General features: G+C 65.8%; 19 protein-coding genes. 16 read left to right on the forward strand and 3 right to left on the reverse strand.

The genetic code is table 11. The features are described from left to right. Positions 1 to 20 precede the first annotated feature (20 nt). The 14 genes from ASD87_RS05815 (at position 21) to ASD87_RS05880 (ending at position 16,391) form a co-directional block, all read left to right on the forward strand. Positions 21 to 1,406: a NarK family nitrate/nitrite MFS transporter gene (locus ASD87_RS05815; RefSeq protein WP_056318339.1), complete on the forward strand. Its 1,386-nt coding sequence runs from the start codon at positions 21 to 23 to the stop codon at positions 1,404 to 1,406. A gap of 217 nt (positions 1,407 to 1,623) precedes the next feature. Beyond that, on the forward strand, positions 1,624 to 5,367 hold the full coding sequence (locus ASD87_RS05820; protein ID WP_056318342.1) for a nitrate reductase subunit alpha: 3,744 nt from the start codon (positions 1,624 to 1,626) through the stop codon (positions 5,365 to 5,367). Next, a complete protein-coding gene (gene narH, locus ASD87_RS05825; protein ID WP_056318344.1) occupies positions 5,364 to 6,929 on the forward strand; it encodes a nitrate reductase subunit beta in 1,566 nt (521 codons plus the stop codon). The genes ASD87_RS05820 and narH overlap by 4 nt, the downstream gene beginning before the upstream one ends. Positions 6,930 to 6,944: 15 nt before the next feature. Beyond that, positions 6,945 to 7,592: a nitrate reductase molybdenum cofactor assembly chaperone gene (narJ, locus tag ASD87_RS05830; protein ID WP_056318347.1), complete on the forward strand. Its 648-nt coding sequence runs from the start codon at positions 6,945 to 6,947 to the stop codon at positions 7,590 to 7,592. An 18-nt stretch (positions 7,593 to 7,610) separates the two neighbouring features. Then, a complete protein-coding gene (narI, locus tag ASD87_RS05835) occupies positions 7,611 to 8,294 on the forward strand; it encodes a respiratory nitrate reductase subunit gamma (protein ID WP_056318352.1) in 684 nt (227 codons plus the stop codon). A gap of 21 nt (positions 8,295 to 8,315) precedes the next feature. After that, entirely contained in the window at positions 8,316 to 9,077 is a 762-nt protein-coding gene (locus tag ASD87_RS05840) for a peptidylprolyl isomerase (protein ID WP_056318355.1), read from the forward strand. After that, on the forward strand, positions 9,074 to 10,072 hold the full coding sequence (moaA, locus tag ASD87_RS05845; protein WP_056318358.1) for a GTP 3',8-cyclase MoaA: 999 nt from the start codon (positions 9,074 to 9,076) through the stop codon (positions 10,070 to 10,072). The genes ASD87_RS05840 and moaA overlap by 4 nt, the downstream gene beginning before the upstream one ends. 1 nt (position 10,073) lies before the next feature. Beyond that, positions 10,074 to 10,739: a carbonic anhydrase gene (locus ASD87_RS05850; RefSeq protein WP_056318361.1), complete on the forward strand. Its 666-nt coding sequence runs from the start codon at positions 10,074 to 10,076 to the stop codon at positions 10,737 to 10,739. Then, on the forward strand, positions 10,736 to 11,233 hold the full coding sequence (gene mobB, locus ASD87_RS05855) for a molybdopterin-guanine dinucleotide biosynthesis protein B (RefSeq protein WP_056318363.1): 498 nt from the start codon (positions 10,736 to 10,738) through the stop codon (positions 11,231 to 11,233). The genes ASD87_RS05850 and mobB overlap by 4 nt, the downstream gene beginning before the upstream one ends. A gap of 92 nt (positions 11,234 to 11,325) precedes the next feature. Next, positions 11,326 to 13,263 carry a type IV pili methyl-accepting chemotaxis transducer N-terminal domain-containing protein gene (locus ASD87_RS05860; RefSeq protein WP_056318366.1) on the forward strand — a complete coding sequence of 646 codons (1,938 nt, stop codon included), beginning with the start codon at positions 11,326 to 11,328 and terminating at the stop codon, positions 13,261 to 13,263. A 14-nt stretch (positions 13,264 to 13,277) separates the two neighbouring features. Next, entirely contained in the window at positions 13,278 to 13,940 is a 663-nt protein-coding gene (locus ASD87_RS05865) for a response regulator transcription factor (RefSeq protein WP_056318368.1), read from the forward strand. An 83-nt stretch (positions 13,941 to 14,023) separates the two neighbouring features. Further along, complete coding sequence (locus ASD87_RS05870; protein ID WP_056318371.1) at positions 14,024 to 15,040, forward strand: peptidase U32 family protein; 1,017 nt, start codon at positions 14,024 to 14,026, stop codon at positions 15,038 to 15,040. Continuing rightward, entirely contained in the window at positions 15,037 to 15,930 is an 894-nt protein-coding gene (locus ASD87_RS05875; RefSeq protein ID WP_235512626.1) for a U32 family peptidase, read from the forward strand. Before ASD87_RS05870 ends, ASD87_RS05875 begins: the two co-directional genes overlap by 4 nt. Further along, complete coding sequence (locus tag ASD87_RS05880) at positions 15,927 to 16,391, forward strand: SCP2 domain-containing protein (protein ID WP_056318374.1); 465 nt, start codon at positions 15,927 to 15,929, stop codon at positions 16,389 to 16,391. The genes ASD87_RS05875 and ASD87_RS05880 overlap by 4 nt, the downstream gene beginning before the upstream one ends. A gap of 12 nt (positions 16,392 to 16,403) precedes the next feature. On the opposite strand, the gene ASD87_RS05885 is transcribed toward ASD87_RS05880, so the two are convergent. Beyond that, complete coding sequence (locus tag ASD87_RS05885; protein WP_056318378.1) at positions 16,404 to 18,575, reverse strand: ABC transporter permease subunit; 2,172 nt, start codon at positions 18,573 to 18,575, stop codon at positions 16,404 to 16,406. Positions 18,576 to 18,735: 160 nt separating this feature from the next. Further along, positions 18,736 to 19,758 (reverse strand): amino acid ABC transporter substrate-binding protein, encoded by a 1,023-nt coding sequence (locus ASD87_RS05890; RefSeq protein ID WP_056318380.1) that lies wholly within the window; start codon positions 19,756 to 19,758, stop codon positions 18,736 to 18,738. A 168-nt stretch (positions 19,759 to 19,926) separates the two neighbouring features. On the opposite strand from ASD87_RS05890, the gene ASD87_RS05895 reads away from it, so the two are divergent. Next, positions 19,927 to 21,066 carry an aminotransferase class V-fold PLP-dependent enzyme gene (locus ASD87_RS05895; RefSeq protein ID WP_056318383.1) on the forward strand — a complete coding sequence of 380 codons (1,140 nt, stop codon included), beginning with the start codon at positions 19,927 to 19,929 and terminating at the stop codon, positions 21,064 to 21,066. A gap of 36 nt (positions 21,067 to 21,102) precedes the next feature. Beyond that, entirely contained in the window at positions 21,103 to 22,398 is a 1,296-nt protein-coding gene (locus tag ASD87_RS05900; RefSeq protein ID WP_056318386.1) for an O-acetylhomoserine aminocarboxypropyltransferase/cysteine synthase family protein, read from the forward strand. Between the two features lie 29 nt (positions 22,399 to 22,427). Here ASD87_RS05900 and ASD87_RS05905 read toward each other — a convergent pair whose 3' ends face one another. After that, positions 22,428 to 22,889, reverse strand: coding sequence for a surface-adhesin E family protein (locus ASD87_RS05905; RefSeq protein ID WP_235512614.1), 462 nt, complete (start codon positions 22,887 to 22,889; stop codon positions 22,428 to 22,430). Between the last annotated feature and the right edge of the window lie 40 nt (positions 22,890 to 22,929).

Consider the following 22,929-nt stretch of genomic DNA (forward strand, 5'->3'; position numbering starts at 1 on the left):
CACCATCCTGAGAGAAGCTCATGTCCACTCAAGTCCTTGCGCGCTGGGAGCCGGATAATCCCGGTTTCTGGAAACAGACGGGCGCGCGCGTCGCCAACCGCAATCTGTGGATCTCGATCCCGGCGCTGATGCTGGCGTTCAGCATCTGGATGCTCTGGAGCGTGGTCGTCGTCAACCTTGACCGCGCCGGCTTCATGCTGTCCAAGAACCAGCTCTTCTGGCTGACGGCGCTGCCCGCGCTGTCGGGCGCGACGCTGCGCATCTTCTACTCGTTCCTCGTGCCCGTCTTCGGCGGGCGCAAATGGACGGCCATCTCCACCGCCTCGCTGCTGATTCCGGCGCTGGGCATGGGTTTCGCGCTGCGCGATCCCACCACCTCGTTTCCGACCCTTCTGGTGCTGGCCCTGCTGTGCGGCCTGGGCGGCGGCAACTTCAGCTCCAGCATGGCCAACATCAGCTTTTTCTTTCCCAAGGAAAAGAAGGGGCTGGCAACGGGCCTGAACGCCGGCATCGGCAACCTGGGTGTGTCGCTGGTGCAGTTCGTCGTGCCGGTCGTCATCACCATGGGCGTCTTCGGCGTTGCCGGCGGCGAACCTCAAGTCATCAACGCCAATGGCGCGCAGCAGAATCTGTGGCTGCAGAACGCGGGCTTCATCTGGGTGATCCCCATCGCGCTGGCGTCCATCGCCGCATGGTTCGGCATGAACGACATCGCCGATGCGCGCGCCTCGTTCGCCGACCAGGCGGTCATCTTCAAGCGCAAGCACAACTGGCTGATGTGCTGGCTGTACGTGGGCACGTTCGGGTCGTTCATCGGATTCTCGGCGGGCTTCGCCATGCTGACCAAGACGCTGTTTCCCACCGTCAATCCCATGGCATACGCCTTCCTGGGGCCGCTGGTCGGATCGCTGACGCGTCCCGTGGGCGGCTGGATCTCCGACAAGCTGGGCGGCGCCCGGGTCACGCTCTTCACCTTCGCGGCCATGATCGCCGCGGTGGCTGGCGTCGTGACGTTCCTGCCGGGTGAGGGCCGCCTGGGCGACTTCAACGGCTTCTTGGCCATGTTCATCGTGCTCTTCGCGCTGACCGGCCTGGGCAACGGTTCCACGTTCCGCATGATTCCGGTGATCTTCCTGCGCGAACGCACGCAGGCGGCGCAGGGCAAGGGTCCGGCCGCGCAAAAGCAGGCCATGTCGGAGGCGGCCAAGGAATCGGCCGCGGTGCTGGGCTTTTCCGGCGCCATCGGGGCCTACGGCGGCTTTTTCATCCCGCGCAGCTTCGGCACGTCGCTCGAAATGACGGGCAGCGTCCAGACCGCGCTGTTCTGCTTCATCGGCTTCTATGCCACCTGCATGCTGATCACGTGGTGGTACTACGCACGCCGCAACGCGCCCATTCCGTGCTAAGGAGCGTTCGCCGGGGCTCGGCCGCGCACACGTTGCGTGGCCGGGCCCTGGCGGCCTTGCGGCCCGACTAGTTCGGCCTACCCGGGTAACTAGTCACTCTGCCGAACCCGGGTTGTGCCACCGGCGAATGGTCGGCCAGACAGCCCAGCCCTAAAGTTGTTTCATCAGCATTGATCGCAGTACGCGCCGGCCAGGCCGGCGTTCTTGGAGAAACACAATGAGTCATTTTCTGGACCGGTTGAAGTTCATGTCGCGGGTGAAGTCCACCTTCGCGAACGGTCACGGCGAAACCGTCAACGAGGACCGCAAGTGGGAGAACGCCTACCGCGCCCGCTGGCAGCACGACAAGGTGGTGCGTTCCACCCACGGCGTGAACTGCACCGGCTCCTGCTCCTGGAAGGTGTATGTCAAGAACGGCCTGATCACCTGGGAAACCCAGCAGACCGACTACCCCCGCACCCGTCCCGACCTGCCCAACCACGAGCCCCGCGGCTGTCCTCGTGGCGCGTCGTACAGCTGGTATGTGTATTCGGCGCAGCGCGTGAAGTACCCCATGATTCGCGGCCGCCTGATCGAAATGTGGCGCGAAGCCCGCAAGACGATGGACCCGATCGCGGCCTGGGAATGGATCAGCCAGGATCCCAAGCGCGCCAAGCGCTACAAGTCGGTGCGCGGCCTGGGCGGCTTCGTCCGCGCCGATTGGGACACCGCCACGGAGATCATTGCCGCGGCCAACGCGCTCACCATCAAGAAGTACGGCCCGGACCGTGTGATCGGGTTCTCGCCGATTCCCGCCATGTCGATGGTCAGCTACGCCGCCGGCGCCCGCTACCTTAGCCTTTTGGGCGGCGCCTGCCTCAGCTTCTACGACTGGTACTGCGATCTCCCCCCCGCCAGCCCCCAGATCTGGGGCGAACAGACCGACGTGCCCGAATCGGCCGACTGGTACAACTCCACCTACCTGATGGTCTGGGGCTCGAACGTGCCGCAGACCCGCACCCCGGACGCGCACTTCTACACCGAAGTCCGCTACAAGGGCACCAAGACCGTGGCCGTGTCCAGCGACTTCGGCGAAATGGTCAAGTTCGGCGACATCTGGCTGGCGCCCAAGCAGGGCACCGACGCCGCGCTCGCCATGGCCATGGGCCACGTCATCCTCAAAGAATTCCACCTGTCCGGCAAGTCGGCCTACTTCACGGACTACGTGCGCCGCTACACCGACATGCCGATGCTGGTGCAGCTCAAGGAACGCGACGGCTTCTACGCCCCTGACCACTTCCTGCGCGCCTCGCAGCTGGACAACGCGCTTGGCGAACAGAACAACCCCGACTGGAAGACGCTGGTGCTGGACGAGTCCACCGGCGATCTGGTGGCGCCCAACGGCAGCATCGGCTTTCGCTGGGGCGAGGGCGCCGTCAACGGCGGCGAAAAGGTCGGCCGCTGGAACCTGGAATCCAAGGATGGCGGCTCGGGCCGCGAAATCCTCCCCACGCTCAGCCTTCTGGACAAGTCCGACGAAGTGGTCGGCGTGGGCTTCCCGTACTTCGGCAGCGAACACGACGAGCTGCTGGTGCGCAACGTGCCCGCCCGCCGCATCCGCCTGGCTGACGGCACCGATGCGCTGGTCGCCACCGTGTATGACCTGCAGATGGCCAACTACGGCCTGGACCGCGGCCTGGGCGGCGGCAACGTCGCGTCCTCTTACGATGACGACGTTCCCTACACGCCCGCCTGGCAGGAAAAGCACACCAGCGTGCCGCGCGCGCAGGTCATCCAGGTGGCGCGCGAGTTCGCCCAGAACGCGCACGACACCGAAGGCAAGTCCATGGTCATCGTCGGCGCCGGTCTGAACCACTGGTACCACATGGACATGATCTACCGCGGCATCATCAACATGCTGATGATGTGCGGTTGCGTCGGCAAGAGCGGCGGCGGCTGGGCGCACTACGTGGGCCAGGAAAAGCTGCGCCCGCAGTTCGGCTGGGCCCCGCTGGCGTTTGCCGCCGACTGGGTGCGCCCGCCGCGCCAGATGAACGGCACCTCGTTCTTCTACGCCCACACCAGCCAATGGCGCCATGAAAAGCTGAACGTGCAGGAAGTGCTCGGCCCCACCGCCGACCGCGCCAAGTACAGCGAACTCAGCATGATCGACCTGAACGCCCGCGCCGAGCGCATGGGCTGGCTGCCGTCCGCGCCGCAGCTTCGCACCAATCCGCTGGACGTCGTGGCGCAGGCCGACAGCCTGGGCAAGGATCCCGTCGCACACGCCGTCGAACAGATGAAGTCGGGCGAGCTGCGCATGTCCTGCGAAAACCCGGACGATCCCGCCAACTTCCCGCGCAACATGTTCGTGTGGCGCTCCAACATTCTGGGCTCCAGCGGCAAGGGCCACGAGTACTTCCTGAAGTACCTCCTGGGCACCCAGAACGCCGTGTTCGGCGACGAAGCCGACGCCATCAAGCCGTCCGAAGTCACCTTTGAGGACGACGCCGCCGAAGGCAAGCTCGACCTGCTAACCGTGCTGGACTTCCGCATGAGCACCACGTGCCTGTACGGCGACATCGTGCTGCCCACCGCCACCTGGTACGAAAAGGACGACCTCAACACGTCCGACATGCACCCCTTCATCCACCCGCTCAGCGAAGCCGTGCAGCCGCTCTGGGAAAGCAAGACCGACTGGGAAATCTACAAGCTGCTGGCCAAGAAGTTCAGCGAAATCGGCGGCCCGTACCTGGGCAAGCGCCGCGACCTGGTGCTGACCCCGCTGATGCACGACACCCCGGGAGAACTGGGCCAGGCCTTCGAACCCAAGGACTGGAAGCTCGGCGAATGCGACCTGATTCCGGGCAAGACGGCGCCGTCCATGACGGTGGTCGAGCGCGACTACAACGATATTTACCGCAAGTTCACGTCGGTGGGTCCGCTGCTGGACAAGCTGGGCAACGGCGGCAAGGGCATCAACTGGAACACCCAGCACGAGGTCCACGAGCTGGCCGGCATCAACGACAGCGTCACCGAAACCGGCGTCAGCCAGGGCCGTCCGCGCCTGGATACGGCGATCGACGCGGCCGAGATGATCCTGACCTTCGCACCCGAGACCAACGGCCATGTGTCGGTCAAGGCTTGGGAAGCGCTGGGCAAAATCACCGGACGCGACCACACGCACCTGGCGGTCGGACGCGAACACGACAAGATCCGCTTCCGCGACATCCAGGCGCAGCCGCGCAAGATCATTTCGGCGCCTACCTGGTCCGGTCTGGAAAGCGAAGAGGTCAGCTACAACGCCGGCTATACCAACGTCCATGAACTGATCCCATGGCGCACCCTGACCGGCCGCCAGCAGTTCTACCAGGATCACCGCTGGATGCTGGACTTTGGCGAAGGCTCCTGCGTGTACAAGCCCGCCATCGACACCAAGACGGTTGCGCCCATGCTGGGCAAGTACCCGAATGGCGAAAAGGAACTGGTCCTGAACTGGATCACGCCGCACCAGAAGTGGGGCATCCACAGCACGTACTCGGACAACCTGCGCATGCTGACCCTCAGCCGCGGCGGCCCCCACGTGTGGGTGTCCGAAGCCGAGGCCAAGCAGGCCGGACTGGTCGACAACGACTGGGTGGAAGTGTTCAACGTGAACGGCACGCTGACCGCCCGGGTGGTGGTGAGCCAGCGCGTGCCGGTTGGCATGTGCCTGATGTACCACGCACAGGAAAAGATCGTGAACGTGCCGGGCGCTGAAACCAGCGGCAAGCGCGGCGGCATCCATAACTCGGTCACGCGCACGGTGCTCAAGCCCACGCACATGATCGGCGGATACGCGCAGCAGGCCTACGGTTTCAACTACTACGGCACCGTGGGCGCCAACCGCGACGAGTTCGTGGTCGTGCGCAAGATGAAGAAGGTGGACTGGCTGGAAGGCCCGCTCGTCGAAGAACTGCAACAAGAAGAGAAGCAATCATGAGGATACGCGCCCAAATCGGCATGGTGCTGAACCTGGACAAGTGCATTGGCTGCCACACTTGCTCGGTCACCTGCAAGAACGTCTGGACCAGCCGCGACGGTGTCGAGTACGCATGGTTCAACAACGTTGAAACCAAGCCCGGCATCGGCTATCCGAAGGAATGGGAAAACCAGGAAAAGTGGAAGGGCGGCTGGAGCCGCACGGCCGCCGGCAAGCTGGAACCGCGCCAAGGCGGCAAACTGCGCATCCTGGCCAACCTGTTCGCCAACCCGAACCTGCCCGCCATCGACGACTACTACGAGCCGTTCACCTACGACTACGAGCACCTGAAGAACGCGCCGCTGTCGCAGACGCCGCCCACCGCGCGTCCGGTGTCGGTGCTGACGGGCAAGAAGATGGACAAGATCCATTGGGGCCCGAACTGGGAAGACGACCTGGGCGGCGAATTCAGCTCGCGCAGCCGCGACGCGCTCTTCGAAGGCGTTCAGAAAGAGATGTACTCGACGTTCGAGAACACCTTCATGATGTACCTGCCGCGCCTGTGCGAACACTGCCTGAATCCGGCCTGTGTCGCCAGCTGCCCGTCCGGTTCCATCTACAAGCGCGAAGACGACGGCATCGTCCTGGTCGATCAGGACAAGTGCCGCGGATGGCGCATGTGCATCTCGGGCTGCCCGTACAAGAAGATCTACTACAACTGGAACAGCGGCAAGGCCGAGAAGTGCACGTTCTGCTATCCGCGCATCGAGGCCGGCCAGCCGACCGTGTGCTCGGAAACCTGCGTGGGCCGCATCCGCTACCTGGGCGTGCTGCTGTATGACGCCGACCAGATCGAAAATGCCGCCGCCACCGCGAACGAGCAGGATCTGTATCAGTCGCAGCTCGACCTGTTCCTGGACCCGCATTCACCCGAAGTGATTGCCGCGGCGCGCGAGCAGGGCATCCCGGAATCGTGGCTGGAAGCCGCGCGCAATTCGCCCGTCTACAAGATGGCCGTCGAATGGAAGGTGGCCTTCCCGCTGCACCCCGAATACCGCACGCTGCCGATGGTCTGGTACATCCCGCCGCTGTCGCCCATCCAGACGGCCGCCGAGTCCGGCAAGATGCCCCAGCGCACCGTGGGCAAGAGCGGCATGATCCCCGACGTGTCGACGCTGCGCATCCCCGTGCGCTACCTGGCCAACCTGCTGACCGCCGGCAAGGAAGCGCCGGTGCTGCAAGCCCTGGAACGCATGCTGGCAATGCGCGCGTTCAAGCGGTCCGAGACCGTCCACGGCGAACGCGACACGGCCCTGCTGGATCAGGTCGGCCTGACCGAGGAAACGGTGCAGGACATGTACCGCATCATGGCCATCGCCAACTACGAAGACCGCTTCGTCGTGCCCAGCAGCCACAAGGAAGTGGTCGAAGACAGCTTCAACGAGAAGGGAAGCTGCGGCTTCACCTTTGGCAACGGCTGCTCGGGCGGCGTGTCGGAAGGCACCCTGTTCGGCCGCAAGCCGCAGGGCAGCGAGATCTTCATCGAAATGCCCAAGTCGCGCAAGAAGGCCGTTTCGGCCTGAGGAAAGGAGAACACCATGAGCCTGTACCGACTGCTTTCCGCCATGCTGTGCTATCCCGAGCCGGAGCTGCTGGACTACCTGGGCGAACTGGAAGAGGCCCTGGCGGCCTATCCGGACGCCGAGGAAACCCTGCAACCCCTGGTCAGCTACCTGGCCTCGAACGACCTGATTCCCCTGCAAGAGAACTACGTCGCCACCTTTGACCGCAACCGCTCGCACTCGCTGCACCTGTTCGAGCACGTCCACGGAGAAAGCCGCGACCGTGGCCAGGCGATGGTGGACCTGCTGGAAACCTACCGCGCGCACGGCTTCGAGCCGATGGTGTCGGAACTGCCGGACCACGTGCCGCTGTTCCTGGAATTCCTGGGAGTCATCGATCCCGACACGGCCCAGGAGCTGCTGGACGAAGCCATCCACGTGCTGGCGGCCATCGGCGCGCGCCTGGCCAAAAGCGAAAGCTCCTACGCCTGCGTCTTTGCCGTGCTGCGCGCCCAGTCCCGCGTGATTCCGCGCGTGCAGACCGAGGCGCCGGTGCGCGACATGGACGAGGCGATGGAGGCCTTCGGGGCCGGCCCCGACGGCGTGGAACCGCTGCTGCGGCCGTTTGCGGGAGGCGGGGTGCAGACCGTGCACTTCCATCCCCGTTCCGCCGCGACTCATTAATGCCCAGGACGACGCATCATGAACTCCCTGAATCAGTTTCTTTTCGGCATCTATCCGTACATCGCACTGACGATCTTTCTGCTCGGCAGCCTGGCGCGTTTTGAGCGCGAGCAATACACCTGGAAATCCGACAGCTCGCAACTGCTGCATCGCGGCCAGTTGCGGCTGGGGAACATCCTGTTCCACATCGGCATCCTGGGCCTGTTCTTCGGGCATCTGGTCGGCCTGCTTACCCCCGTCATCGTGTGGGACACGCTGGGCGTTTCGCACTCGCTCAAGCAGATGGTTGCGATGGTGGCGGGCGGCGTGATGGGCGGGCTGTGCCTGATCGGCCTCTTGATCCTGATCCACCGCCGCCTGACCGACCCCCGCATCGCCCACGCCACGCGGCCGGGCGACAAGATCCTGCTGCTGTGGATCCTGGTGACGCTGCTGCTGGGGCTGTCCACGATCGTGCTGTCGGCTGGCCACATGGACGGCGAAATGATGGTGCACCTGATGACCTGGGCGCAGCACATCGTCACGTTCCAGGGCGACGCCGCCAGCTACCTCGCCGGCGTGCCGCTGCTGTTCAAGGCGCACCTCTTCATGGGCCTCACGCTTTTCGTGATCTTCCCGTTCACCCGTCTGGTGCACGTCTGGAGCGGTTTCGCGTCGGTGGGCTACCTGGGCCGCGCCTGGCAACTGGTCCGTCCGCGCTGATTCCCGTCTTAGGAGCCGAACATGCCTGTCATCGTCAACGGCGTCGAATTGAACGACGCGGATCTGGAACGTGAACTGCCCTTGCACGCAGAAGCCGGCAATCCCATGCGCGAGGCCGTCACGGCCCTGGTGCTGCGGCGCGTCCTGCTGGACGAGGCCGGCCGGCAGGGCCTGGATGTGTCCGACGAGGAAAGCGCCATCGGCGCCTTGCTCGCCAGTCAGGCCCCGGCGCCCGAAGCCGACGACGCCGCTTGCCGGCGCTTCTACCAGATGCACACCGAACGCTTCATGGTGGGCGAACTGGTCGAGGCCGACCACATCCTGTTCCAGGTCACGCCCGACGTGAACCTGGACATGCTGAAGGCGCATGCCAACGTGGTGCTGGCCGAGCTGCTGGCCGACCCGTCGCGGTTCGCCGAGGTGGCCCGCGAACAATCCAATTGCCCGTCCGCGGCCGTCGGCGGCAACCTGGGTCAACTGGGGCGCGGCGACACCGTGCCGGAATTCGAACGCGCGGTGTTCGCGCTGCCTTCGGGCGGGTTGCTGCCGCAGTTGCTGCAGACGCGGCACGGCCTGCACATCGTGCGCGTGGTTCGACGTGTCGAAGGGCGGCTCTTGCCCTACGAACACGTGGCCAAGCAGATTGCCACGGCGCTCACGTCCATGAGCCGCGATACCGCCTGGCGGCAATACACCAAGCTGCTGGTCGATCGTGCCAAGATCTCGGGCATCGATCTGGACGACGGCGAACCCGAGCGGGTCTTCGCCGGGAGCGCCGCATGATGGACGAGCCAGCCCCCGCTGCCCTGGCGGACGGCTTCGGCCGCCGCATCGACTATCTGCGCGTTTCGGTCACCGATCGTTGCGACCTGCGGTGCAGCTATTGCCTGCCCAAGGATTTCAAGGGTTTCGAAACGCCGGCCAACTGGATGACCCACGACGAAATGGCCCGGCTGGTCGGACTGTTCGTGAGCCTGGGCGTGGCCAAGGTCAGGCTTACGGGCGGCGAGCCGCTGCTGCGCAAGGGTGTTGCCGGGCTGGCCGCCACCATCGCCGCCATGCCCGGGCTGCGCGACCTGTCCGTGTCCACCAACGCCACGCAGCTATCGCGCCATGCGCAGTCGCTGCGGGCAGCGGGGGTGGACCGTCTGAACATCAGCCTGGACACGCTGGACGCGGCAGCGTTCTCGCAGATCACCGGGCGCGATTGCCTGGGCGCCGTGCTGGCCGGATTGTCGGCCGCGCGGCAGGCGGGCTTTTCCCCCATCAAGCTCAACAGCGTGGTGCATGCGGCCACGCCGGAATCCGAAGTGCGCCGCCTGCTGTCCTATGCGGTGGAGCAGGGCTTCGTGCTGAGGCTGATCGAGCCGATGCCGATGGGCGAGTGCGGCCGCGGCTTTACGCACACCGACCTGAACGCAATGGGCGCGCGCCTGGCCGCCGATGCCGGGCTGGTGCCGTCGCTGGCCGAATCGCGCAACGGCCCGGCGCGCTACTGGACCAGCGGGCAGGGCGCGCCCGTGCTGGGCGTCATCACCCCCATGTCGCGTCATTTCTGCGCCACCTGCAATCGCGTGCGGTTGGGCGTGGACGGCACCTTGTATCTTTGTCTGGGTCAGGAAGACCAGGTGCCGCTCGGACGGTTGCTGCGCGCGGGCGCCAGCGACGCTGACCTTGTTCAGGCCATCCGGGCGGGCATCGCCGCCAAGCCGGAGCGCCACGAATTCAATGCCCGGCCCGAACGCATCGTGCGCTTCATGTCGCAAACGGGAGGCTGACATGCAGGATCTTGAACGACTGGTTGGCGGCTTCCAGCGCTTTCAGCAGCAGTACTACGAAGACGCGCCGTCGCTGTATCGCAACCTGCGCGACGGCCAGCATCCCAGCACATTGCTGATCGGCTGTTGCGATTCCCGCGTGGACCCGGCCATGCTGCTCGGTTGTGATCCCGGCGACATCTTTACCGTGCGCAATGTGGCCAATCTGGTGCCCCCGTGCAGCAAGGACCGCGGCCTTCAAGGCGTCCTGGCGGCAATCCAGTTTGCCGTCGAACAATTGCAGGTCAGCCGCATCATCGTGCTGGGACACGCCCAGTGCGGCGGAATCCGCGCACTGATGGAGCGCGGCATCCGCCGCGACGGCGAGACCGACTATCTTGGGCGCTGGATGGACATCGCCGAACCCGCGCGCGAGCAGGTGCTGCGGCAGATGCCGGACGCCACCAAGGAAGAGCGCCGGCGCGCGTGCGAACAGGCTTCCATCCTGATCTCGCTGCGCAACCTGGAGGACCTGCCGTTCGTGCGGCGGGCGGTCGACGCGGGAAGCCTGTCCCTGCATGGGTGGTATTTCGACCTGGTGGCGGGCGCTTTGCTGGCATACTCCCCGCGGGCGGACACGTTTTTGCCCATCGTATGTCCCTTGCTGACGGAACCCGCACTCGTATGACTCCCGTATTCGGTATCGCCGGCCGCTCCGGCAGCGGCAAGACCACCCTGATCGAGGCCATGCTGCCGCTGCTTGGCGCGCGCGGCCTGCGGGTGAACGTCATCAAGCACAGCCATCATGATTTTCAGATGGAGCCCCCCGGCAAGGACAGCGCGCGCTTTCGGACTGCGGGCGCGCAGGAAGTCATGATTGCCTCGCCATACCGGTATGCCATCGTGCATGAACTGCGCGACACGCCGGAACCCACGCTTGAGGCGCAACTGGCGCGCTTGTCGCCCGCCGATCTGGTGCTGGTCGAGGGCTTCAAGCAGGCCGCGATTCCGCGCATCGAGGTCTACCGCCCCGCGCTGGGCAAGCCGCCGCTGCACACCGAAGATCCTTCATTCCTGGCCGTCGTGACGGATGCGCCGCTTGAGATCGCCTTGCCCTGCCTGCCCCTGAACGACCCCGCCCAAGTTGCCGATTTTCTGTGCCGCACCCTCGGTTTGGCCTGATCGCATGGGGCTAAAACGCGCGCAATCGCGCCGGAAGGCGGGCGGGAAGCGACTACACTGATACCCGATCCGCGCTTTTCGCCCCGACACCCATGAAGTCCTCGAATACCGCCACTCCCTCCGACGTGCTGCCGTCGCCCCGGCACCGGCTGTCCACGCGCATCGTGGCAAGCTCGCTGCTGGCGTTGGTCGTGGTGCTGTCCATGGTGAGCTGGACGCTGTGGCTGTCCTGGCAACTGGAAGGCGCGGGCGCTGCCATCAACGATACCGGCAGCCTGCGGATGCGGGCCAATCGCGTCGCCGTCGAACTGATGCGGCCGCAGGCCGGGCGCGAAGTGCGCACTACCGAACAAGTTGCGATTCTGGACGACACCATTGCGCGCCTGGCGCGGGGCAATCCCGCGCGGCCGCTGTTCATTCCCAACGACAACGCGATACGCGCCCAATGGCACGACGTGGCCGCGTATTGGCGCGACATCATGAAGCCTGCGGCGCTGCGCGCCATTGGCCAGCCGGACGCATCAAGCTACCTGGAAACGCTGCCCGAATTCGTGGCGCGCGCCGATACGCTGGTCCGGATGATCGAACAGGACAACGCCGGCAAGACCACGTCGCTGCGGCTGTCGCAGGGCGTGTTGGCGGCAATTGCCAGCGCGGGCACGCTTGCCATGATCTACCTGCTGTATCTGTGGATCATTTCGCCGGTGCTGCGCCTGCGCGACGGCCTGCAGCGCATGGCCGACCGCGAGTTCAGCACGCGACTGCCGGTCGAAAGCCAGGACGAGTTCGGCGTGCTGGCCCGCGGCTACAACCGCATGGCGGACGAACTGCAGGACCTGTACACCAGCCTGGAGCAGCGGGTGGAACAGAAGACGGCGCAGCTGGCCGCGCAGAACCGCGACATCGGGGCGCTGTACGACATGGCGGCGTTCCTGAACCAGCCCAATGAAATCGAAGCCATGTGCGATGGCTTCCTGCGCCGCGTGATGCTGCAGTTCGATGCCGAAGCAGGCAGCATCCGGGCGCTGGATCCCAACAACGAAAAACTCAACCTCGTGGTGTCCGTGGGCCTGTCCGAAGAATTGGTCGAGTCCGAACACTGCATGAAGGTCGACGACTGCTATTGCGGTGTCGCCACGCGCAAGGCGGGCGTGATCGTCATCCAGGACTTCCGCCAGTCGCCACCCGAGCTGGATCTGAACTGCCAGCGCGAGGGCTTTGCCAGCGTGGCGGTGTTCCGTATCGTGACGCGCGACGAAGTGCTGGGTTCGTATTCGCTGCATTTCCGCACCCACCGCCGGCTGGCCGCGTCCGAGTCGCAACTGCTGGAAACGCTGGGCCAGCACCTGGGCGTTGCGCTGGACAACCGGCGCCTTAGCGCGCAGGCGCGCCAATTGGCAGTCGTGCAGGAGCGCGGGCTGGTGGCGCAGGGCCTGCACGACAGCCTTGCCCAAGGCCTGAATTTCCTGAACCTGCAATTGCAGATGCTCGATGCCGCCATCAAGCGCGGCGACGAAGAAGAAGTCAGCGAGATCCTGCCGCTCTTGCGCACCGGCGTGGACGAAAGCTACCAGGACGTGCGCGAACTGTTGACCAACTTCCGCAGCAAGTTGTCGCAGGGCGACCTGCAAGCCGCCATCGAGGACACGGTTTCGCGTTTTCGCCGCCAGACCGCCATCGAGACCGACCTGACGTTTACCCAGGGCGAGGGCGCGCCGCTGCAGCCGGAGCAGCAGTTGCAGGTGCTGTTCATCCTGCAGGAAGCGCTGTCCAATGTGCGCAAGCACTCGGAAGCCAGCCGCGTGCGGATCGCCGTTGAGAACGGCCGGGATTTCACCTTGCTGATTTCGGACGACGGCCAGGGCTACGACCCGGCCGACGTCGCCGAACGGGGCGAATCCCATGTCGGCCTGCACATCATGCGCGAGCGCGCCGCCCGCATGCGCGCCGTGATAAAACTCGAATCGCAGCCCGGCGCCGGCACGCGCGTGGCGCTCACCTTGCCTGGCGCCGAACGCCAGGCAGCCTGACATCCTTGCCCATCATGACCATCCGCATCCTGCTCATCGACGACCACACCCTGTTCCGCTCCGGTGTCCGCCTGCTGTTGCAGCGCCAACCCGACTTCGAGGTCGTGGCCGAGGCGGGCGACGGCGTCGAAGGCATAAAACGCGCCAAGGAGCTCAAGCCCGACGTCGTGCTGCTTGACCTGAACCTGCCCGGCCTGTCGGGTCTGGAAACACTGCAGCTGCTGACGCAGGACCTGCCCAATTGCGCGGTCATCATCCTGACCGTCTCGGAAGAGGCCGACGAGCTGGGCCAGGCGCTGCGCGACGGCGCTCGCGGCTATCTCGTCAAGAACATCGACGCGGACGCGCTGGTGTCCGCCATCCGCCGCGCCGCCAACGGCGAAGCCGTCATTGCCGACAGCATGACGGCCAAGCTCGTCGAACAGTTCCGCGGCCAGGCCAGCCAGACGCCGCCGCCGCCCGGCTCGGCCGAGCGCCATCGTCTTACCGCGCGTGAAACCCAGATCGTGCAATGGCTGGCGCGCGGGGCCAGCAACAAGGTCATCGCGCGCGAACTGGACGTGAGCGAAAGCACCGTGAAGATCCATGTGCAGAACGTGCTGAAGAAGCTCAACCTGACGAGCCGTGTGCAGGTCGCTGTCTATGCCGTGGAGCGCGGCCTGTACACCGAGGAATAGGCCGCACAAAAAGGCGCCGCGCGCGCCACGCCGTTTGATTTTCGACAAGGCCCGGGGGACGGGCGGCCCATAGACTGGCCGTCATGCAAACTCGAACCTCTCCCATAGAGCTCGTGGCCCCGGCAGGCAGTCTGGCCGCCTTGAAAGCGGCGATCGAAGCGGGCGCCGACACCGTCTATCTCGGGCTCAAGAACGCCACGAACGCCCGCAATTTCGCCGGGCTCAATTTCACCGAAGCCGACATCCGCGCCGGCGTCGAACTGGCGCATCGCCACAACCGGCATGTGCTCTTTGCCATCAACACCTTTGTGCAGGCAGGCCGCATGGCCGAATGGCAGGCCGCCGTCGATGCCGCCCACGACCTGGGCGCCGACGCCGTCATCATGGCCGACCCGGGACTGCTGGCCTATGCTAGCGACCGCTATCCGGACCTGCGGCTGCATCTGTCGGTGCAGGGCTCGGCCACCCACGCGGACGCCATTGAACTCATGAAAGAGCAGTTCGGCATCCGCCGTGTGGTCCTGCCGCGCGTCCTGACGCTGACGGAGATTGCCCGCATCTGCGCCAACGTCAGCGTCGAAGTCGAGGTCTTCGGCTTCGGCAGCCTGTGCGTCATGGCCGAGGGCCGCTGCCTCTTGTCGTCGTACGCCACCGGCGATTCCCCCAACAACAAGGGTGTCTGTTCGCCCGCGCACGCGGTGCGCTGGGTCGAAGAAGACGGCCGCATGGACGCGCGCCTGTCGGGCATCCTCATCGACCGCTACGAACCGGGCGAGCCCGCCGCGTATCCCACGTTGTGCAAGGGGCGCTTCGAAGTGGACGGACAAGCCGACCACGCCCTCGAAGAACCCACCAGCCTGAACGCCATCGGCCTGTTGCCCAAGCTGGCGGAGATGGGCGTATCGGCCATCAAGATCGAAGGGCGCCAGCGCAGCCCGGCCTATGTCACGCAGGTGGTGTCCACGCTGCGCGCCGCGCTGGACAGCGTGCATGCGGACGCATCGCGCTTTTCTCCGCGCCCCGAGTGGAACGCCATGCTGGCGCGCCATGCCGAGGGTTCCCAAGTCACACAAGGCGCTTTCGAACGTCCATGGAAATGACCCCCATCCCATTTCAGATTTCTGTCGGCCCCTTGCTGTACTACTGGCCGCGCCAACGCACCATGGATTTCTACGCCGCGCTGGCCGAAAGTCCTGCGGACATCATCTACGTGGGCGAGACCGTCTGTAGCCGGCGTCACGAACTGCGCGCCGACGATTGGCTTGAACTGGCGCGCGACTTGCGCGCAGTGGGCAAGACGGTGGTGCTGTCTGGCCGCACCTTGATCGAGACGGGCGCCGAGGCCAGCGCCTTGAAGAAGCTTTGCGACCAGCAGGATTTCATGGTCGAGGCAGGCGAGTTGGGCGCGGTGCGCCACCTGAGCGGCCGTGGCTTTGTCGCCGGTCCGCACATCAACGCCTACCACGGGGGCACGCTGGCCTGGCTGGCCAATCGCGGCGCTGTGCGCTTCGTCGCGCCGCTTGAAATGGACGGCACCACGCTCGAGCGCCTGCTGCAAGAGCGTCCCGCTGGTATGCAGGCCGAAGTGATGGTGTGGGGCAGGATGGCGCTGGCGTTCTCCGCGCGCTGCTTCACGGCCCGCCACTTCCGCCTGAAAAAGGACGATTGCGGCTTTCGCTGCATCGAGCATCCCGATGGCCTGGACATGCGCACGCGCGAATCGCGCGAGTTCCTGGGCATCAACGGCATCCAGGTTCAATCGGCCGCCTGCCTGGACCTGTTGGCCGAAGCGCCGGAACTGGCGGGAATGGGCGTCGATGTGCTGCGCGTCAGCCCGCAATCGGCGGGCACGCTTGAGGCCATCGCCGCGCTGGACGCGATGCGGCAAGGCGCCAAGCCCGAGCCGGTGTCGCCACCCGCGGGCATCGGCCGCTGCAACGGTTACTACTACGGCAAGGCCGGCATCGGCCTCGAGGAGGCCGTCGCATGAGCGCCGCCCTGAATTTGCCGCCTGTGTTCGCCAAGCTGGGCCGCCGCGTGCCAGGCCCGTTTGTGTCGCTGCATTTCGTGGCGGGGCTTGAGCTGGCGCGCCGGCTCAAGTGGCTTGAGCCACCCGCGGAACTGAACGGCCGCAGCTTTGCCATCACCGTCGAAGACCTGGGTCTGCGCAGCAGCTTTGTCGTGCGCGATGGTGCATTCCGGCCCCTCTGGAACCGCGGGTCCACCGGCGCCGCGGAGCTTGAACTGGGCGCGAAGCTGGCGGACTTCCTGGCGCTCATGCGCGAGGAAACCGATGCCGACACCTTGTTCTTCCAGCGCCGCCTGCGTATCTCCGGCGACACCGAACTGGGGTTGATCGTCAAGAACTGGCTGGACGCGGCGCCCCGGCCAGCGTGGCTGCAACGCATGACTGCCGCAAACAGCGGCATGGCGGGTGGGGCAGGCGGCTGATCTCCCCGCTGTTCAAGCACGCCGGCCTTCCATGCGGCGTGCCACGCGCGATAGCGCCAGGCTGGCGGCCAGATACAGCAGCGCCACGGCCAGATAAACCTCGACGTGATATGGGCGCCAGTCGGTGCCCGCCACGACTGCCTTGGCCGCGCCCAACACGTCAAACACCCCAATAATGCTGACCAGCGACGTGTCCTTGACCGCGCCCACAAACACGCCCAGCGCGGCGGGCGAGGCGATGCGGCGGGCCTGTGGCCAGATCACGCACGCATAGGCCAGCGCGGGCCGCATGCCCAAGGCGCGCGCAGCCATCATCTGGCCGGGCGGAATTGCCTGCAGCGCGCCGCGCAGCACTTCGGCCAGCACACAAGCGGTATGCAGGGTCAGCGCGGCCAGCGCCATGCTGAACTTCGACACGCCACCACCCAGCAGCATGGGCAACACAAAGGACGCGAACAGCAGCTGGGTCACCAGCGGCACACCGCGTACCGCTTCGATCAGAACGGAGGCGGCCAGTGAACCGGCCGGGCTGCCCGACCGGCGAAGCAGGGCGAGCGCGAAGGCGAGCGGCACGGCCGTAACCAGCGCTGCTATCGCCAGGATCAACGTGACGAGCAGTCCGCCCCAGCGTTGCGGGCCAATGAGGTCGCCGCCCCACGGCCAGCCCGTCAGGGCTGCCACGGTAATGTTTGATAGTGCAGTCAATAGGGCAATGCGTAGGCCCGCCGGCACGCGACGTGCGCCCAGGAAGACGGCAATGGCGGCCAAAAGCGCCAGGCACGCGGTCAGCGCCGGCCCCCGGTGCGCTTCGGACATGGTGCCGTAGAACAACAGCGGCAGGTTTTCGCCCACGGCGGCCCAGCAGGCGCCTGCCGCCTTTGCGCAGGTCGCCGGATCGCCCCACCACACGGCGCGTAGCACTGCCCAGTCGATCAGTAACCAGGCCACGGTGGCCAGCAGCAATGTCAGAACGGCCGACATCGCTTTGCGTCGAAGCGTCCTGGCCTTGCCCCCAGCGCCATCCCAGAATGCCCGGTCACCCAGGCGCACCCCGTGCGTGTCGCCCGGGCCGTGTCGGGTATTGCGCGCATTCCAGGCGGAGAGCCCGCCGCCCAGGCAGACCGCCAACGTCAGGTAAATGGCCATGGCGAGCGCAATGCCTTCCAGCGCCAGTCCGGTTTGCGTGATGGCCGTGTTGATGACGGCCATCAGCTCCTGGTAGCCGATTGCGATGGCGAGCGTGCTGTTCTTGACGAGCGCCAGGCATTGGTTGGCATACGGCGGCAGCGCGACGCGCGTGGCGTAGGGCGCGATCACCAGCCGGAGCACCTTGTAGGGCGTGAGGCCCATGGCCTGGCCGGCTTCGACCAGGCCAATGGGAACTGCGCGTACCGCGCCGCGCACGATGTCGGCGATGTAGGCGGCGTGAAAGACCACGAGGCCGATGGTCAAGGCGGCGAACTCGATGCTGGGTTGCCAGCCGCCCTGCAAGCCGAGTCCGCGTTTGACGGGAAGGTCGACCTGCATGGGCGGCAATAGTGCCCACGCGATTCCGGCGGCGGTCAATATTGCAGTCAACGCGGCGGTGAACGCAGCATGGGTCCACCGGCGGCGAGCTCGCCACCCCAGCGCCAGCGCGGCCAATGCCACGCCCGCATAAGACAGCCAGCCATGCAGCGCGGGCAAGGCCAAGCCGCGATTGGACAGCAGCACGGAAGGCAGCGGCGACCATGCTTGCCGCAAGTCAGGCAGGCGCAGCAGCAACCCATACCAGACGAAGAGCTGCAACAGCACGGGCGTATTTCGCAAGGGGGCAATGACAAGGGCGGCGACGCGCGCCGCCAGCGGGTTGGACGACAACCCCATGAATCCCAGGCCCGCGCCCAGGACGGTCGCCAGCGGTATTGCCACGAAGGCGACGGTCAGCGTATTGACCAGTCCCGCCGCAAGCGACATCCAGTAAGGATCTTCGGGCCTGACATTGAGCAGGCTTTCCGAGATGCGGAATCCCGCCGGCTGAAGCAGGAAGCCGAACCCGCCCTGGATACCGCGCGCGGCCTGCACCGATTCGATGTGCAGCACCAGCATGGCGGCCATTGCGCCCAGTCCCAAAACCCACGCCAACGCAGGCAGCCAGCGGCGCCACGGCGCAGTCAACGGGAAGGGGAACGTGGTGGCGGTCATGGCGGGTCGTGCGGCAGAAGAAATAACAAGAAGGGCGGACCCGGCGGCCCGCCCGCGAATCATCATGAAGTGCGCATCAAGCGATGTGCATCAAGCAACGCGCATCAAACGATTTGCGTCACGCGATATGCATCGCGCGATAGGCATCAAGCGACAAGCGTCACTGGAACGGTGGCGAATACAGCAGGCCGCCCTTGTTCCACTGCGCATTCAGGCCACGCTCTAGTTTGAGCGGCGTGGCTGCGCCCAGGTTGCGGTCCCACACCTGGCCATAATTGCCCACGGCTTTGATGGCGTTTCGTGCCCAGGTTTCGTCCAGGCCGAAGCTCTTGCCAATGCCGGGATCCGCGCCCAGCAGGCGCCGCACCTGCGCGTCGCTGCTTTGTGCCTGGCTGTCGGCGTTCTGGGCGGTGATGCCCAACTCCTCGGCGGCGACCAGCGCGTTGACCGTCCAGCGCACGATGGCGGCCCAGTTCGGGTCGTCCTGGCGTACGAAGGGGCCGAGCGGTGATTTGTTGATGCGCTCGGGCAGGATGATGAAGTCGTCCGGCTGGCTGGCGCGCGCCGCGCGGCTGGCGGCCAGCGTGGACGCATCCGACAGGTAGACGTCGCAGCGTCCTGCATAGAAGGCCTGTTCAAGCTCGACCAGATTCTCGATAACGACGGGCCGATAGGTGAGTTTGTTCTTCTTGAAGTAGTCGACCAGGTTTTGTTCGTTCACCGTGCCGGGCTGCACGCAAACCTGCGCGCCTTCCAGTTCGGTGGCGCTCTTGACGCCCAATTTGCGCGGCACCAAAAAGCCCTGTCCGTCGTAGAACACGATGCCGGCGGACACGATGCCCAGCCCGGCGTCGCGGCCCGAGGTGATTGTGGTGTTGCGGTTCAGCACGTCGATCTCGCCGGACTGCAGGGCCGGAAAGCGCTGCTGCGAACTCAGCGGCACGAAGCGGGTCTTTTCCGGATCGCCCAGCACGGCGGCCGCCAGCGCGCGGCACAGGTCCGCGTCAAGGCCGGTCCAGCGGCCTTGCTTGTCCGCGATCGACAAGCCTGCCGAGCCCTGGCTGACGCCGCAGACCAATTCACCGCGCTTCTTGATGGTGTCCACCGTGCCGGCTTGCGATGTGCCCGCAAGCGTCATCGCGGCGGCCACGCCCGCGGCCTTGAATAGATGAATCAAACGCATGCTGTTCCCAAGGTTGTTGTGTGCAAGAGAGGCACGAATTCTATGGGCGGGGCGTGGCTTGCCGAGCGACTTAATACGCATATCAATATGAAAACTAAGCCTTATCCGAATGCGCGCCAGATACCTAGAATGCCCGCATGCCGGGTGGTCCGGCGACGAAGGTTGCGCATGGCTTGGCAGGACGAATTCAGACAGTGGTTTCCCATCACGCGCGACAAGGCATACGCCAACATTGCGTATACCAGCCCGTTGTCGCCGCGGGTGTCGGACGCGGTGGCTGGCTTCTTCGACAGCATCACGCACGCCCGCAGCGACAAGCCGCGATGGCTGCGCGATGCCGACGCGTTGCGTGTGCGGCTGGCGCGGCTGATCGGCGGCGACGCGCGTCGTCTGGCTTTTACCAAGAACACCACCGAGGGGTTGAACACGGTCGCGCAAGGACTGGCCTGGCAGGAAGGCGACAACCTCATCGTCGACGACCAGGAGCATCCGTCGAACGCCTTGCCATGGCTGAATCTGCGCCGGTGCGGCGTGCAGGTGCGTGTGGCGCAGGCGCGCGCGCATCGTTTCACCGTGGATGACCTGTGGCAGCACGTCGACGCCCGCACGCGTTTGATTGCGGTGTCCTGGGTGCAGTACGGCACCGGACTACGAACGGACATCCGGGAGCTGGGACGCCGCTGCGCCGAACGCGGCATCTGGCTGGTGGTCGACGGCATCCAGGGTGCGGGCCTGCTGCGCGCCCAGGTTGACGACTGGCACGTCGATGCGTTTGCGTGCGGCGCGCACAAGGGCATGTTGGGACCGCTGGGGGTAGGGCTGCTGCACGTGTCGCCGCGGCTGCTGGCGGCACTGGATCCGCGCTACGTCGGCCCGTCCGGCGTGACCACGCTGGACAAGTCCGGCCTGCAATGGCAGGTGGCGGTATCTGACGCGACGGATGCGCGCCGGCTGGAAACCGGAAACCTGAACTATCCCGGCCTTGCGGGCTGGGCGGGAGCGCTGGATCTGATCGAACTGGCCCGGCCCGAGCGCATCGAGCCGTGGGTGCTCGAGCTGTCGCAGGCGCTGAGCGATGGACTGCGAAGCCTTGGGGCGCAGGTCGTGTCGCCACCGGGCGATGACGCGCGCAGCACGACGACGGCGCTGCGCGTGGCCGATCCCGCGGCCGCGCTAGCGCACTTGACGCGGGCGGGTGTCGTGGCAAGCGTCGTGGAGTATGGTTACGTGCGCCTGTCTGTCGGCGCTTACAACAACCATGAAGACATCGAACGCATTCTGCGCGCCGCGCGCGCATTTGCGGCCTGATCTGAATTTTCAATCACGCATTTACCGGAGAGACTGATGACTGAAGCGAAGAAGCCCAACTGGCGCCTGGAAACCGTGGCTGTCCACGGCGGCTACCGGCCCGATCCGACCACGCGCGCGGTGGCCGTGCCCATCTACCAGACGGTAGCCTACGCGTTCGACGACACGCAGCACGGCGCGGACCTCTTCGACCTGAAGGTCGCGGGCAACATCTACACCCGCATCATGAATCCGACCACCGACGTGCTGGAGCAGCGCGTGGCGGCCCTGGAAGGCGGCATCGCCGCGCTGGCGCTGGCCTCGGGCCAGGCCGCCGTCACCTACGCGATCCTGACCATTGCCGAAGCCGGCGACAACATCGTGTCGTCCAGCACGCTGTATGGCGGCACCTACAACCTGTTTGCGCACACGCTGCCGCAGTACGGCATCATCACGCGCTTTGCCGATCCGTCCGACCTGGCCGCCTTCGAGGCGCAGATCGACGACCGCACGAAGGCCATCTTCGCGGAATCGGTTGGCAACCCCCTGGGCAACATCACCGACATCGCCGCGCTGGCCGAGCTGGCGCATCGCCACGGCCTGCCGCTGATTGTCGACAACACCGTGCCGTCGCCGTACCTGCTGCGTCCCATCGAGCATGGCGCCGACATCGTGGTGCAGTCGCTGACCAAGTATCTGGGCGGACACGGCACCAGCTTGGGCGGCGCCATCATCGACTCGGGCAAGTTTCCGTGGGCCGAGCACAAGGCGCGTTTCAAGCGTCTGAACGAGCCGGATGTGAGCTACCACGGGGTGGTGTACACCGAGGCCTTCGGCCCGGCCGCGTACATCGGCCGCGCCCGGGTGGTGCCGCTGCGCAACACCGGCGCCGCGATCTCGCCGTTCAACTCGTTCCAGATCCTGCAGGGGATCGAGACCCTGGCCCTGCGCGTGGACCGCATCGTGGAGAACGCGGTCAAGGTCGCCAGCTACCTGCGCGAGCATTCAAAGGTGGAATGGGTGAACTACGCGGGCCTGCCGGACCATCCCGACCATGCGCTCGCCAAGAAGTACCTGGGCGGCAAGGTGCCGGGGCTTTTCACGTTTGGCGTGAAGGGCGGCCGCGAGGCCGGCGCGCGCTTCCAGGATGCGTTGCAGCTGTTCACGCGACTGGTCAACATTGGCGATTCCAAGTCGCTGGCGACGCATCCGGCGTCCACCACGCACCGCCAGCTCAATGCCGAGGAACTGAAAAAGGCCGGCGTGCGCGAGGAAACCGTGCGCCTGTCCATCGGGATCGAGCACATCGACGACCTGATCGCCGACCTGGACCAGGCGCTGGCGCAGGTCTGACCCCGGGCGGTTTCGACAGGAAAAGCGCGCTATTTCCGCGCGCTTTTTCCGTTGGCCGCGCAGACCAGGTCGCGCAGCCGGCGCTGCACCGGGTCGCGCGTGACGGGGGCATTGCGAATGCCCGCCACCGGAATCGATTCGACGATCGCCCCGGTGGCGTCGTTGCCCGCGTGGTGCAAGACCTCGGTGACCGTATACGTGTTGGCGCTGCAGTTCATCGTCACCGGCTGGGTGACCGAGCCGTAGGGCTGCCCGTTGGCCTCGGAAATCCGGGGCTGGGCGTAGAACCAGCCCACGGTCACTGCCCGGACAGCCGGATTCTCCGACACGGCGCGGATCGAATGGCTGTCGTAGAACACCCCCGGCATCGCCTGCGGGTCGACCGGCACCCATGCCGGATCGTTGGCGGCGGCGCCGTGCGCGATCGGGCTGCCGCTAGCCGCGACAAACAGGGCCAGGGCGAATAGGGCAGAGGGAGGCCTTGCGGTCATGGGCGGTTCCGTGGTGTCGGGGCAGGGGCGCGCGTCCGGC

The sequence above is a fragment of the Achromobacter sp. Root170 genome, assembly GCF_001428165.1.
Classification (GTDB): Bacteria; Pseudomonadota; Gammaproteobacteria; order Burkholderiales; family Burkholderiaceae_B; genus Achromobacter; species Achromobacter mucicolens.

What these genes read in the sequence shown, in the direction of transcription:
- mobB (WP_056318363.1), top strand. Translation starts at nt 10,736, where the DNA reads ATGACTCCCGTATTCGGTATCGCCGGCCGCTCCGGCAGCGGCAAGACC.
- ASD87_RS05815 (WP_056318339.1), top strand. Translation starts at nt 21, where the DNA reads ATGTCCACTCAAGTCCTTGCGCGCTGGGAGCCGGATAATCCCGGTTTC.
- ASD87_RS05840 (WP_056318355.1), top strand. Translation starts at nt 8,316, where the DNA reads ATGCCTGTCATCGTCAACGGCGTCGAATTGAACGACGCGGATCTGGAA.
- ASD87_RS05865 (WP_056318368.1), top strand. Translation starts at nt 13,278, where the DNA reads ATGACCATCCGCATCCTGCTCATCGACGACCACACCCTGTTCCGCTCC.
- narJ (WP_056318347.1), top strand. Translation starts at nt 6,945, where the DNA reads ATGAGCCTGTACCGACTGCTTTCCGCCATGCTGTGCTATCCCGAGCCG.
- ASD87_RS05860 (WP_056318366.1), top strand. Translation starts at nt 11,326, where the DNA reads ATGAAGTCCTCGAATACCGCCACTCCCTCCGACGTGCTGCCGTCGCCC.
- ASD87_RS05875 (WP_235512626.1), top strand. Translation starts at nt 15,037, where the DNA reads ATGACCCCCATCCCATTTCAGATTTCTGTCGGCCCCTTGCTGTACTAC.
- ASD87_RS05870 (WP_056318371.1), top strand. Translation starts at nt 14,024, where the DNA reads ATGCAAACTCGAACCTCTCCCATAGAGCTCGTGGCCCCGGCAGGCAGT.
- ASD87_RS05890 (WP_056318380.1), bottom strand. Translation starts at nt 19,758, where the DNA reads ATGCGTTTGATTCATCTATTCAAGGCCGCGGGCGTGGCCGCCGCGATG.
- moaA (WP_056318358.1), top strand. Translation starts at nt 9,074, where the DNA reads ATGATGGACGAGCCAGCCCCCGCTGCCCTGGCGGACGGCTTCGGCCGC.
- narH (WP_056318344.1), top strand. Translation starts at nt 5,364, where the DNA reads ATGAGGATACGCGCCCAAATCGGCATGGTGCTGAACCTGGACAAGTGC.
- narI (WP_056318352.1), top strand. Translation starts at nt 7,611, where the DNA reads ATGAACTCCCTGAATCAGTTTCTTTTCGGCATCTATCCGTACATCGCA.
- ASD87_RS05885 (WP_056318378.1), bottom strand. Translation starts at nt 18,575, where the DNA reads ATGACCGCCACCACGTTCCCCTTCCCGTTGACTGCGCCGTGGCGCCGC.
- ASD87_RS05820 (WP_056318342.1), top strand. Translation starts at nt 1,624, where the DNA reads ATGAGTCATTTTCTGGACCGGTTGAAGTTCATGTCGCGGGTGAAGTCC.
- ASD87_RS05895 (WP_056318383.1), top strand. Translation starts at nt 19,927, where the DNA reads ATGGCTTGGCAGGACGAATTCAGACAGTGGTTTCCCATCACGCGCGAC.
- ASD87_RS05880 (WP_056318374.1), top strand. Translation starts at nt 15,927, where the DNA reads ATGAGCGCCGCCCTGAATTTGCCGCCTGTGTTCGCCAAGCTGGGCCGC.
- ASD87_RS05905 (WP_235512614.1), bottom strand. Translation starts at nt 22,889, where the DNA reads ATGACCGCAAGGCCTCCCTCTGCCCTATTCGCCCTGGCCCTGTTTGTC.
- ASD87_RS05900 (WP_056318386.1), top strand. Translation starts at nt 21,103, where the DNA reads ATGACTGAAGCGAAGAAGCCCAACTGGCGCCTGGAAACCGTGGCTGTC.
- ASD87_RS05850 (WP_056318361.1), top strand. Translation starts at nt 10,074, where the DNA reads ATGCAGGATCTTGAACGACTGGTTGGCGGCTTCCAGCGCTTTCAGCAG.